This is a genomic window from Streptomyces sp. NPDC090499, assembly GCF_044769305.1.
Taxonomy (GTDB): Bacteria; Actinomycetota; Actinomycetes; order Streptomycetales; family Streptomycetaceae; genus Streptomyces.
The window spans coordinates 1-11,903 of record NZ_JBIVXP010000013.1 but is presented as its reverse complement, the minus strand read 5'-3'; the positions used below and the strand labels follow the sequence as shown (position 1 = coordinate 11,903).

Here is an 11,903-nt window from a genome sequence, read left to right as displayed (position 1 = left end):
CGGGGGCTACCTCAGAATCCGGTTTCGTTGACCGCGGTGGTGTGGAAGTTCTCGTTCGGAGTACCGGTCGGCTGGTCCACCGTGTCGGTCGGGGCACCGGAGGACGTCGAGCCGCCGCTCTTGCCCAGCGTTATCCCGTGGTGGAAGTTCCAGAACATCGCCTTGACGGCGCCCTCGCCGCTGGCGTAGTTCTGCGCGGCCTGGGAGATGCCCGCGGTCAGGACGTTGAGGACGCCCTTGGAGGGATCCGCCTGCGTGCCGTAAAGCTGCTCCGTCACCGTTGTCCAGCGTGTGTTGAAGTCGTCGGCGACGTCCGCCGAGTCTCCGGTCCACGCAAGCCGCAGTTCGCTCAGGGAGTTCATGATGTCGGCGAGCGCGTCGCTGATGTTCTGGCCGGCCGAGTTCAGTTGGTCGCACGCGCCGGCAAGACTGTTCGGATCCACCGAGAGCGTGACGGCGTTGTAGTCGTGGGGGATGTTCGGCATTACTGACGCCTCCTCAGGAGCCCTGTGAATTGGCAATGTTGGCGGTCTCGGCGGAGATGTAGTTCTCCTTGCTGGTCATCATCCGCTCGATCATGTCGGTGAGGAGATCCTGGAGATCCGTCATGACTTTGCTGAGCTGGGTGGAGATATCCGTGAACGAGTTGCCGGCGGGGCCGTTCCAGGCGTCTTCGACGACGCGATACTGATCCTGGATGGCGCTGATGTTGTCGTCGATCACATCGGCGCGGTTCCGGACCAGCGTGATGGACTCGCCCAGCTGACCGATGTCGACGGCCCAGGCTCCGGGGGTCATCACCGTCGAGCCGTCGGCGAGCACATAGGAACCGTCGCTCTGCAGGGTGGCGCCTTCGACCCCGTCGTCGGTGACGAGGTAGGTGGAGCCGTCGGACGCGGTGAAGATGCCGGTCTGGGTGTCGAGGGTGCCGGTGAGCACGGTGCCGTCCGCCAGGACGACGGTGGTCCCGTCGGAGGAGTAGAAGTCGCCGCCCGACATGTAGCCGTAGAGAACGGTGCCGTCGGGCAGGGTCCTGGTCACCCCGTCCTTCAGGAAGCTGCCGTCCGGGGTGCTGATGCCGTGTTCGACCTCGCCGTCCGCCGAGACGTAGACGGTTCCGTCCTGGGAGATCCAGCCGCCGTCCTGGGTGGCGGTGCCCAGCAGTGACTGCCCGTCGACGCTCTGCGAGACGAGGAACTGCCCGTCGGCCGTGGTCTGTCCGTTCAGGACGGTGCCGTCCGGCTGGATCTCGACGGTCCCGTCCTCCGACACCCACGTGCCGTCGCTCAGGACACTTCCGTACACCTGCTGCCCGTTGACCGTCCGCGCCTGGCCGTTCGGCAGGAACGTACCGTCCGGCGAGGTCAGCCCGTTCTCCACCTCACCCGTCGGAGAGACGTAGACGGTCCCGTCCTGGGAGATCCACCCGCCGTCCTGGGTGGCGGTCCCCAGCAACGTCTGTCCGCCGACGGTCCGCGCGGTCAGCGCCGAGGAGTCCGACGTCGACTCCTCGGACTCGTCCGAGGCGGTCCCGTCGGAGGCGGTCCCGTCGGAGGAGTCCACCGTGTCCGACGTGGTCGTCCCGTCATCAACGGTCCCGTCGTCCGAGACGAAGGTCGTGCCGTCGTCCGAAACGGTCGTTGTGCCGTCGTCCGAGACCGTGGTCGTCGTGCCGTCGTCCGCCGCGGCTGTCGTCGTGCCGTCCCCGCTCGACGTGTCGCCGGCTGCCACGAACGATCCGTCGGACGAGGTCTGCCCGTACTCGGTCTCACCGTCCGCCGAGACATATACGGTCCCGTCCTCGGAAATCCACCCGCCGTCCTGGGTGTCGGAGCCGAGCAGCGTCTGACCGTCGACAGTGCGCTCGGTGAGGAACTGCCCGTCGGACGAGACCTCCCCATGCTCCACCACACCACCAGCAGTGACCATCGTCGTCCCGTCCTCCGACAGAAACGACCCATCATCCAAACGCGACCCATAAACAGTCTGACCATCAATCTGCTGCACCTCACCATTCGCCAAAAACGAACCATCAGGCGCCGTCAGACCATACTCAACCGAACCATCACTCGAGACATAAACCGTCCCGTCCTGAGAAACCCACCCACCGTCCTGCGTATCCGAACCCCACATCGCCTGACCATCAACAGCCCGCTCAGTCAGGAACTGCCCGTCGGACGAGACCTCCCCATGCTCCACCACACCACCAGCAGTAACCATCGTCGTCCCGTCCTCCGACAGAAACGACCCATCATCCAAACGCGACCCATAAACAGTCTGACCATCAATCTGCTGCACCTCACCATTCGCCAAAAACGAACCATCAGGCGCCGTCAGACCATGCTCAACCGAACCATCACTCGAGACATAAACCGTCCCGTCCTGAGAAACCCACCCACCGTCCTGCGTATCGGAGCCCCACAGATCCTGACCATCGACAACCCGCTCCGTGACGAACTGCCCATCCGCAGTCGTCTGCCCATGCTCAACCACACCACCAGCAGTGACCATCGTCGTCCCGTCCTCCGACAAGAACGACCCGTCATCCAGACGACTTCCGTAGACCTCCGCACCATCAATGGTGCGCACCTCACCATTCGCCAGAAACGAACCGTCCGGCGAAGTCAGACCATGCTCCACCGTGCCGTCACTGGAGACGTAGACCGTGCCGTCCTGGGAGATCCAGCCGCCGTCCTGCGTATCGGAGCCCCACAGATCCTGGCCGTCAACGGCCCGCTCCGTGACGAACTGCCCATCCGCAGTCGTCTGCCCATGCTCAACCACACCGCCGGCAGTGACCATGGTCTTTCCGTCTTCGGACAGGAACGACCCGTCATCCAAACGGGTCCCGTAGACCGAGTCACCGTCGATCTGCCGAACTTCACCGTTCGCCAGAAACGAACCGTCCGGCGCCGTCAGCCCATGCTCCACCGTGCCGTCACTGGAGACGTAGACCGTGCCGTCCTGGGAGATCCAGCCGCCGTCCTGCGTATCGGAGCCCCACAGATCCTGGCCGTCAACGGCCCGCTCCGTGACGAACTGCCCATCCGCAGTCGTCTGCCCATGCTCAACCACACCGCCGGCAGTGACCATGGTCTTTCCGTCTTCGGACAGGAACGACCCGTCATCCAAACGGGTCCCGTAGACCGAGTCACCGTCGATCTGCCGAACTTCACCGTTCGCCAGAAACGAACCGTCCGGCGCCGTCAGCCCATGCTCCACCGTGCCGTCGCCGGAGACGTAGACCGTGCCGTCCTGGGAGATCCAGCCGCCGTCCTGGGTGTCGGATCCCAGCAGGTGTTGGCCGTCGACGGTCCGTTCGGTGAGGTTCTGGTCGTTCGAGGTGGTCTGCCCGGGGTCTGAGTCGCCGGCGTCCGTGGGGGTGTTCGCGGCGCGCGGTTCCTCCGTTTCCGATGATGTCGGCGCGGGTGTGGACGTGGATGCGGGCGGATGGGGCTCGTCGGCGCCGTCCCCGTGTGACGGGGGCGCCTGGACGGTGAACTGTGTGTCGGCGGTCGCCGTGTGATCCGCCGGCATGTGGTCCGCATGGCCCGCATGGTCGTCGTGTCCCTCGGGAACTCCGTGGCCGTCGTGGGGCCTCGCGTGGGGCTCCCCCGTCGCCCGGCTGAAGAACTCCCTGTCCAGGTGAACCAGCGAACCGTCGTCGGGCGATTGACCGGCATCGCCGGGAACCGGGCCGTGCGCATCGGCCGCCGGTTCCGCCGGAGCGGAGCTCTGTGCATCCGGTGCCGTAGCGGCGGCGTCCTGGTCCGTCGAGGCCGTCGCGGGCTCGAACAGCCCCCGGTCCAACGGAATCAACGCTTCGCCGTCGGTGTGCGCGTTCGCCATCTCGCCCCGTCTCCTCTCCCCGCCCCGCCGGCGACTTCATATGTGTCCGCACGTTAAGAGTCGTGGGGCGGGGAGGGATTTCCCAGATCCTTGTTCCTGGCATGGGGGACGTCCTGGAAAAGGGACGTCGAGCGGCGCCCGATATCCCGGCACCATGGATAGGTCAATCAGGACGCCGAGGACCGAAGAAAGCGGGGTATCTCATGGGCGACAGCGACAGCGACGACGTAAGCCCGCACGCATCGAAATACCAGAGCGACCCCTGGGTACCGAACGTAGACCCGGACGCGAGCGATCACGGCGACGAGGAGGACGCCGCCGAACAATACGCCGAGATCTACGGGGTCACGGCGACGACCGACAAGCCCGACGACTCGGACTCCGACGACCCGCCCGACCCGATGGTCACCATGCCGAAACTGAGCATGGCCTACACCACGGCTCCCGACCTGGTGCCCACCCAGTCGAGCGGCGGGTCGGACGGCCCGCCGCCCCTTCCGGACACCAACGCCTTCTCGATCGACCTGGGCGCGCTGCGGGCGGCGGAGGGAACTTTCCTCGATGCCGTCTCGAACGTGACGAGCGCGTACGAAGCGCTGCGGACCAAGGTGCAGGGCGCCGTCGACGACGGCACCCTGTTCGGCCAGGACAACGGTCACTTCGAGGCCAGTGGCCCGCACGGCGCCCTGCAATGGCACAAAGACGAACTCGCCGACAGCGGCGCCCAGTTCGCCGAGGCGATCAACCCGCAGCTGACGAAGGTCATGCAGGACGGTGCCGGTGGCATCGAACTGATGGGTACGTTCACCGCGTTGCTGAACAACGCCGGCCAGACCTATGCGCAGACGGACGCGAAGTCGTCCATGGATCCGTCCGCCCAGTCGGCGGTGCAGGGGAGCGACGCGGATACGCCCTCGGCGGTCTGACGTGCGGAGCCCTTGGAGGGCGTGGAGGGCATGGCGAACGGCGCCCGGCCGGGTTTCTCGGCCGGGCGCCGTTCCGTGTGCCCTGGTGTGATGCCGCCCTGCCGGTGCCTCACTCCACGGCGACGGTCGGCAGGTCGTCGGGGAGCAGGGTCACCAGGTCCTCCGTGGTCGGCTCCACCAGTTCCACGACCCGCTGGGCGTGCCGTTCCGTCATGCGCTGGAAGATCTGGCGGGCGGTACGGCCGTTGCCGAAGCGGTCGTCGCGGACCAGGGCGCCGAAGTAGCCGAGCAGGGCCTCGCGGGTGTCCGGCGGCAGCTCGTACTCGTGCTTGGCCGCGTGGAACTCGACGATGCGGCCCAGTTCCTCGCTGCCGTAGTCGTCGAACATCAGGGTGCGGGTGAAGCGGGAGGCCAGGCCGGGGTTGATGTCGACGAAGCGTTCCATCTCGTCGGGGTAGCCGGCCACGATGACGACGATGTCGTCGCGGTGGTCCTCCATGAGTTTGACGAGGGTGGCGATGGCCTCGCGGCCGTAGTCGTTGCCCTGGCCCGCGGGGGTGAGGGCGTATGCCTCGTCGATGAACAGGACGCCGCCGAGGGCCCGTTTGAAGACGGCGGTGGTCTTCGGCGCGGTGTGGCCGACGTACTCGCCGACCAGGGACGCCCGGTCGGCCTCGACCAGGTGGCCGCGGGAGAGCAGGCCGAGGGCGGCGAGGACCCGGCTGTACAGGCGGGCCACCGTCGTCTTGCCCGTGCCGGGGTTGCCGGCGAAGACCAGGTGGCGGCTGAGCGGCGGGGCGGCGAGGCCCGCCTCGGTGCGCTGGCGGACCAGTTGCATGACCTTCACCATGGTGCTGACGTCCTGTTTGACGCTCTCCAGGCCGATCAGGTCGTCGAGTTCGGCCAGCACCTCGGAGAGGCTCTCCGCCCGGGACTGCCGGGTGCCGGTGCCCGTCGCGGGTGCTGTGGCGGAGCCGGTGGCCTGGGCGCCCGGTGCCACCGCGAGCGCGCCGGCGCCGGCCGGTGCGGGCAGCGGGTCACCGCCCAGTGCCTCCTCCGGCATCGTGCTGATCTTCACGTCGTCGACGCGGCAGCGCTCGATGGTGGGGTCGGCGCCGTCGGCGAGTTTGAGGTCCTCGTCGGTGTCGTGGATACGGCAGCCGCGCAGGAGGGGCGTCGCCTCCTTGCCGACGTAGACGGCGGGGAAGCCGGTGGCGCTGATGTCGCAGTCCTCGAAGCGTCCTGCGGCGTGGTCGGCGATGTAGAGGCCGTTCTTCGCGGTGCCGGTGACGGTGGTGCCGCGGACCCGGGGCCTGGCCTTCGCCTGGACCACGACGCCGGTGCCCTTGGTGTCGGTGATGGAGCAGTCGGCGAGCCAGGCGCCGGCGCCCTCGCGGACGAAGACGCCGGCCGCGCCGGTGCCGGTCACGCGGGTGTCGACGACGAGTGCGGCGGTACCGGCGCCGATGTCGATGCCGACGCCGGAGCAGGAGCTGATGGAGCAGTCGTCCACGAGGGGACGGTGGTCGGTGCGCAGGACGATGCCGGTGGCGGCTTTGGTGATGCGGCAGCCGCGGGCGGACAGGTCGCCGCCGTCCACCTCGATGCCGCACAGCTCGGTGTCGTCGATCTTCGTGTCGGTGAGGGTGAGCAGGGCCTGGTCCACGCTGCGCAGGCCGTGTTCCGGGGTGCCCTGGACCCGGCTGTCGTGGACCGTGACCCGACTGCCGTCGCCGGCGTGGACCCCGGTGAAGGCGGAGACGGTGACGGCGCAGTCGGTGAGGGTGAGGCGGGCGGTGTCGGAGGCGTAGACGCCGTTGGCGCCGGAGCGGGTGAAGGCTCCGCCGCGTACCTCCACCTGTGCCTCGCCGCCCGCCGCGAGACCGGAGCCCGCGGTGTCGGTGGTGGTGGTGTCGTGCAGCCGGAGCCGGCCGGAGCCGGTGGCGACGACGCCGGCCGCGCGGATGTCGCTGACCCGGCAGTCGACGAGCGAGGCGACGGCCCGCCCGGTGACGTGCACGCCGTCGCGGCCGGTGCGGGCGATCTCGCAGCCGCGCAGCGCGACCCCGAACTCGCCGCCGGCGGACGGCGCTTCTCCTGCCGTGTCGTCGTCGGGGGCGGCGTCGGCCCCGGCGTCGCCGGTGATGACGACTCCCCCGGCCTCGCTGTCGCCGATGCGGCAGGTGCGCAGCACGGGCCGGGCGGTGTCGTCGACGGCGACGGCCGCGGCGCCGGTGTGGGTGACCGCGCACAGTTCCAGGGCGGCGCGGGCCGCGCCGGTGATCCGGATGCCGTGGCCGCCGGTGCGGGTCACCGAGACCCGGGTGAGGGTGGGGGCGGCGCCGTGGTCGACCAGGATGCCGACGGCGTCCACGTCGCTGATGCCGGTGTTCTCGACCACGGCCCGGCTGTCGCCGCCGAGGTAGAGCCCGATGTCCCCGGTGTGGTGGAGTTCGCAGTCCCGCAGGACGGGGGTGGCGGTGCCGGTGACCTGGACGCCGCCGCCGGTGATCTCGCAGCCGTCGATCTCCACCGCGCCCGCGGTGACGAGGACGGCGGGTTCCTTGCCGCGGCCTTCGAGGACCAGGCCCTGGATCCGGCCGCCGGGACTCTGCACGGTGAGCGCGGGTCCGTGGGATCCGGCGATGAGCCGTACCGTGCCGCGGCCCTTCTCGGCGGCGAGGGTGATGTCTCGGTCCAGGACGACGCTCTCGGTGTAGGTGCCGGGCTGCACGGAGATCACCGCTCCCGCCGGGGCCTCGCGGACCGCGGCGACGATGGTCTTGAACGTGCCCCAGCCGCGGGGTGCGACGCGGAGTCCGGCGCTCATGTCGAGGTGCAGGTCAGGCGCAGCTGCGCGGCGGCGACATGGACGCCGTCGGCCGCGTCGGTGCGCTCGGCGCCGGCGTCCACGAGCTTGACGGTGACCTGGCCGGTCCGCACCGTGAACGCGGGCGAGGTGTACCAGCGGCCCTGCTGGGTCTTGCCGACCTGGTCGACGAGGAAGCCGCCGAGCGGTTTGGGCTCGCTGTCGGTGCTGGTGCCGGGGGTGGGGGTGTAGTCGTCGTCGTAGTAGTAGAAGTACGCGGGCGAGCCGCCGACCCGGGTGCGGGAGGAGTTGACGGGCACGTAGCTGGAGACCCGGCAGGAGGCGACCGTGAAGTGGGAGCTGAAGTCGTACTTCCACAGCGCGTAGCGGGTGGCGTCGTAGCCGTCGGCCTTGCCGGAGACCGGCATGGAGAGGTAGCCGCCGGTGCACGCCTCGCCGGTGTAGCCGCCGCTGTCCGACTGGGTCCAGGCCGCGGTGCCGTCGGCGTCGGTGCCGGTGGCGTAGCCGTACGCGGCGAAACTCGTCGAACCGTCGCTGCTCGCCGCGCAGTCGGGGCCGGCGATGGCCTTCCAGGTCTGTCCGGAGCTCTGGCCGCCGGCCTGGTAGGGCGTGGCGTCCGGGCTGGGGGCGATCGGCCTGACCTCGCTGGGCAGTGCGAAGGCCGGGCCGCCGAGTGCGCCGTACACCAGCGCGCCGAGGGCGACGGCCAGGAGCGTGGAGACGCTCACCACGAGCATGCGTTTGCCGGTCAGGCCGCGCGGGTCCTCGGGCCGTACGGATTCGGCGAACGCGGAGGAGAACTCACGCCAGTCCTCTTCAATCATGCGGGAAAGCACCCCTCATTGTTGAGTTTCTGAATAATCACGGGAAAGGGATGGCGGGACGAATTGCCGCGGCGCGGGCGCACGAGTGGGCTACTCGGCCGCAGGGCACCCGACTTGAGTTACGTACGAGGTCACGGGCAGGTTCACGTGTTTTCTCTCACGGGGCCCGGAGCGGGGTTGGGGGCAGACGCGGAGGCTACGTTCGTACTCAGGAACTCCCCGAACCCCAGAATTGGCAGGAGCCCGATGTCCCCCCAGATTGCTCAGATCGCCGTTGTCGAGCAGCACAGTCTGGTGCGCCTGGGTCTGGAGACCCTGCTCTCCGGCAGCGCGTTGCTGCGGGTGGTCGCGCTGGCCGCGGATCCGGCGGAGTTGCCGGAGCCCGCCGCGCAGCGCCTGGACGTCATCGTCTACGGGGCCCCGCAGCAGCCCGGGCCGTCGCTCGCCAGGACCGTGGCCGCCCTCACGCAGCGCGGCCGGGTGCTGGTGGTCGCCGACCTCGCGGGCTGGCAGCCGGTGACCGACGCGCTGCGCGCCGGGGCCTACGGATGTGTCGGCAAGCAGGCGGGCGAGCAGGAGTTGCTGCGCGCGGTCGAGACCGTGGCGCTGGGCGGTCTGCATGTGGCGCCCGGCCTCGCGGGCCGGCTCCACCACGAGCTGCGGCAGCCCGTCGGCACCCCCGCCCCGGCGCTCGCGCACCGGGAGCGGGAGGCGTTGAGGCTCCTGGCCACGGGGCTGACCCACAGTCAGATCGCCCGCCGGATGGGGCTGACGGAGGCCACGGTCAGCACCTATGTGAAGCGGATCCGGAACAAGCTGAACGTCCGCAACAAGGCGGATCTCACCCGCAAGGCGATCGAGCTCGGGCTGCTTCAGGACGACGAGCTCCGCAGCCCCGTTCTCGTGGCCGGCTACTCCTCCGCCGCCTGACATCGCGCGCGCCCTTCCCGTCGTGACCGCCGGCCCGCACAGCACCTGTGCGGGCCGGCGGTCACGCCTGCTGACCACGTTGATGACGTCACGTCAGATGTGGTGTCCGAGACCGACGATCGAGCCGAACGCGCCGAACGTCGCCACCGCGAGCGCGACGCTGCCCCCGGCCAGTACCGAGCCGAATCCGGTCAGCCAGCGGGGCCGGGCCATCGCCGGCAGGTCGGGGCGGCGCATCATGCGCCGGAATCCGTAGACCAGCAGCACGGCCGCGCCCAGGGCGCTGCACACGGGCCCGGCCCAGTCAGCCGAGCCGAACCGCTCGGGGCCGGTGACGAGCAGCGTGAAGAGTCCGGCCGTACCGGCCAGCAGCAGCGGCACCACCTCGGCGACCAGCCGGGCCGACCCGGCGCGCAGCAGGACCGCGAGCCCCAGCAGCCCGGCCGCGAGGTTGGCGTACGGGGAGGCGGAGGCGGCCATGGCCACCAGCGCGCCGCCGAGGACCACGCTCAGGACGGCGCTCCAGGTCACCAGCAGGACGGTCGCGGCGCGTACGGCGTCGGCGACCTCGTCGTCGCGGGGCTCCTCCTGCACCCGCATCCGCACCCGCCGCCAGGTGAAGGCCACCGTGCCGCTGACGGCCGACGGCACGACGATGAGCAGGGCGAACGCGGCGACGGCGACGACGGAGGCCGCCTGGACGCCGCTCGCCCGCAGTGCGGCGAGGCCGATGCCGAGCACGGCCGCGACGACGGCCGTGAACAGGGTGGCGGAGGTGGTGACCGCGGGCGCCGCCACGGCGGCGAGGAAGGCGCCGAGCAGCGCGCCCACGGCGAGGGCCGCCACGGCCAGCCCGGTCCTGGTCATGATCCCGGCCAGGCCGAGCCGTTCGGTGCCGTAGCCCAGGGCCGCGGACCAGGCGCACAGGGCCAGCGCGGGCACCGCGCACAGGCCCATCGTCATCCGCAGGGCGGCCGGGACGGGCCAGGTGCGCTCCGTCGCGACCCAGGCCAGGACGGGCAGGGCGAGCCCCGCGGCGAGCGCGAGATCGAGGAGCACGCCCGTGCCGGGCCGGTGCCGGGCGGCGAGCACGGCCAGCGTGGCGACGAGCCAGCCCAGGGCGAGCGCGGTCAGGGCGTACGTGCGGGAGCGGGCGTCCCACCGGCGGTCCAGGACGCCCCCGGAGACGTCGGCGACCCGTTCGGCGACGTCGTGCACGACCGGGTCGTCGAGTTCGTCGGCGGTGGCGTCGCGCAGGTAGAGGACCTGCCCGTCGGTGACGCCCAGTTCGGCGAGCGACCACTCGGGGGCGAAGGCACTCCCGGTCGCCGCGCCCAGGGTCCAGGCCGCCGGCATGATGTCGGACTCCCGCTGGTCGCACAAGCGCGCCAGGGTGTCGGCATAGCTCACGATCGGGGCGCCGGCCGGGACCGCGAGGTCCACCTTCCGGCGCTCGCCGACGACGGTGATACGGCAGTGCTCATCCACGATGACGATTCCTCAGGGGATGCAGGGGGCGTTCCGCCACGGGGACGGCGGGTCAGTGGTGCTGCCAGGTGCGGCCGTTGGCCCACTCGGCCTCGGAGTAGTTGTTCCAGTTGACGTGCATCGCGCCGGCGATCTCGCCGAGCACGCCGTCCGGACCGAAGAGACCGTTCGCGGCGTAGTTCCACTCCGCTTCCAGACCCTCGAAGTACCGCTGCGCGTCACCGGTCCAGTCGCCGCCGGCGAGGACCGGCTGGAGCTGGTTCTTGAGGTCCCTCAGTTCGTCCGCGATGGTCTGGGCCATGTCGTTGATGTCCTTGCCCGCGTGGGCGAGTTCCGGCCTGACCACGAGGTTCGCGCCGTCGACATTTCCTGCCATGATCACTCCCTGGTGTGCTGGGTGCTGTGCCGGTCGGTGGTGGTGACGGGACGTCAGCCGAGGTTGGCGTTGGAGAGGCCGGCCTCGATGGTGTTGATCGAGTTGATGTTCTGCTGCTCGGCGTCGCCGTAGTTGACGTAGTTTCCGCGCAGGCCGCCGGCGATGTCGGTGAGCGCGTCGTGGAGCATGCGGGAGTAGATGTCGTACTCCTGCATGAGGGCCTGGAAGGTGTCCTGGGCGATGCCCTGCCACGAGGCCTCCATGTTGGCCACGTAGTTCTTGAGGTTCGACAGCTGGCCGTCGATCTCGCCCGCCTTGCTGTCGCAGGCCGCTGCGGCCATCGAGATCTGCTCCGGTGTCACCTTGAAGTCGGTCACCGTACTGCTCCTCTCCGGGTGGCGTAATACCGGCCCAGTAAGCGTCGCAGCAGTGGACGGGAGGCGGACAGATCCCCTTTCCGGTGTCCCCCGGGGAGGTCGAACGGTGTCCCCGTGCCCACGCATGCCGAAAGCCCCCCGCACGGCAGGGGGCTTGACGGTTCGTCAATGACAAGGGCAGGAGACCGGGTTGTCCTCGGGACTGTCCCTAGAAGGCTGATGAAGATCTTGGGGTTCTGGTCCTGCCGCGTGAGCGGCAGGACCAGACTCGTCTTGTGGCGATGGGTGAGTGGGTCGGCGAGA

The 11,903-nt window shown here is 69.7% G+C and carries 9 protein-coding genes; 2 read left to right on the top strand and 7 right to left on the bottom strand.

Features of this window, described 5'->3' with window-relative positions:
• Positions 1-11 precede the first annotated feature (11 nt).
• Entirely contained in the window at positions 12-485 is a 474-nt protein-coding gene (locus ACIQVL_RS36225; RefSeq protein WP_403477450.1) for a WXG100 family type VII secretion target, read from the bottom strand.
• A gap of 13 nt (positions 486-498) precedes the next feature.
• Complete coding sequence (locus ACIQVL_RS36220; protein ID WP_403477449.1) at positions 499-3,849, bottom strand: WXG100 family type VII secretion target; 3,351 nt, start codon at positions 3,847-3,849, stop codon at positions 499-501.
• A 203-nt stretch (positions 3,850-4,052) separates the two neighbouring features.
• Between ACIQVL_RS36220 and ACIQVL_RS36215 the strand changes: the two genes are divergently transcribed.
• Positions 4,053-4,775: a hypothetical protein gene (locus ACIQVL_RS36215; protein WP_403437408.1), complete on the top strand. Its 723-nt coding sequence runs from the start codon at positions 4,053-4,055 to the stop codon at positions 4,773-4,775.
• A gap of 109 nt (positions 4,776-4,884) precedes the next feature.
• Here ACIQVL_RS36215 and ACIQVL_RS36210 read toward each other — a convergent pair whose 3' ends face one another.
• Both ACIQVL_RS36210 and ACIQVL_RS36205 read right to left on the bottom strand, forming a co-directional pair.
• Positions 4,885-7,605 (bottom strand): right-handed parallel beta-helix repeat-containing protein, encoded by a 2,721-nt coding sequence (locus tag ACIQVL_RS36210; protein ID WP_403477448.1) that lies wholly within the window; start codon positions 7,603-7,605, stop codon positions 4,885-4,887.
• Positions 7,602-8,429, bottom strand: coding sequence for a hypothetical protein (locus ACIQVL_RS36205; protein ID WP_403477447.1), 828 nt, complete (start codon positions 8,427-8,429; stop codon positions 7,602-7,604). The genes ACIQVL_RS36210 and ACIQVL_RS36205 overlap by 4 nt, the downstream gene beginning before the upstream one ends.
• Positions 8,430-8,675: 246 nt before the next feature.
• Between ACIQVL_RS36205 and ACIQVL_RS36200 the strand changes: the two genes are divergently transcribed.
• Positions 8,676-9,359, top strand: a complete 684-nt coding sequence (locus ACIQVL_RS36200; RefSeq protein ID WP_403437405.1) for a LuxR C-terminal-related transcriptional regulator — start codon at positions 8,676-8,678, stop codon at positions 9,357-9,359.
• A gap of 93 nt (positions 9,360-9,452) precedes the next feature.
• Here ACIQVL_RS36200 and ACIQVL_RS36195 read toward each other — a convergent pair whose 3' ends face one another.
• The 3 genes from ACIQVL_RS36195 to ACIQVL_RS36185 are packed head-to-tail and all read right to left on the bottom strand — an operon-like array spanning position 9,453 to position 11,600.
• The gene (locus ACIQVL_RS36195; RefSeq protein WP_403437404.1) at positions 9,453-10,847 is read right to left on the bottom strand and encodes an EsaB/YukD family protein; all 1,395 of its coding nucleotides are present in this window, start codon (positions 10,845-10,847) and stop codon (positions 9,453-9,455) included.
• Positions 10,848-10,899: 52 nt separating this feature from the next.
• Positions 10,900-11,223 carry a WXG100 family type VII secretion target gene (locus ACIQVL_RS36190; RefSeq protein WP_403437403.1) on the bottom strand — a complete coding sequence of 108 codons (324 nt, stop codon included), beginning with the start codon at positions 11,221-11,223 and terminating at the stop codon, positions 10,900-10,902.
• A gap of 53 nt (positions 11,224-11,276) precedes the next feature.
• The gene (locus ACIQVL_RS36185; RefSeq protein ID WP_403437401.1) at positions 11,277-11,600 is read right to left on the bottom strand and encodes a WXG100 family type VII secretion target; all 324 of its coding nucleotides are present in this window, start codon (positions 11,598-11,600) and stop codon (positions 11,277-11,279) included.
• Between the last annotated feature and the right edge of the window lie 303 nt (positions 11,601-11,903).

Coding starts and splice junctions, on each gene's coding strand:
- ACIQVL_RS36220 (WP_403477449.1), bottom strand. CDS start 3,849: ATGGCGAACGCGCACACCGACGGCGAAGCGTTGATTCCGTTGGACCGG.
- ACIQVL_RS36190 (WP_403437403.1), bottom strand. CDS start 11,223: ATGGCAGGAAATGTCGACGGCGCGAACCTCGTGGTCAGGCCGGAACTC.
- ACIQVL_RS36225 (WP_403477450.1), bottom strand. CDS start 485: ATGCCGAACATCCCCCACGACTACAACGCCGTCACGCTCTCGGTGGAT.
- ACIQVL_RS36205 (WP_403477447.1), bottom strand. CDS start 8,429: ATGATTGAAGAGGACTGGCGTGAGTTCTCCTCCGCGTTCGCCGAATCC.
- ACIQVL_RS36200 (WP_403437405.1), top strand. CDS start 8,676: ATGTCCCCCCAGATTGCTCAGATCGCCGTTGTCGAGCAGCACAGTCTG.
- ACIQVL_RS36210 (WP_403477448.1), bottom strand. CDS start 7,605: ATGAGCGCCGGACTCCGCGTCGCACCCCGCGGCTGGGGCACGTTCAAG.
- ACIQVL_RS36215 (WP_403437408.1), top strand. CDS start 4,053: ATGGGCGACAGCGACAGCGACGACGTAAGCCCGCACGCATCGAAATAC.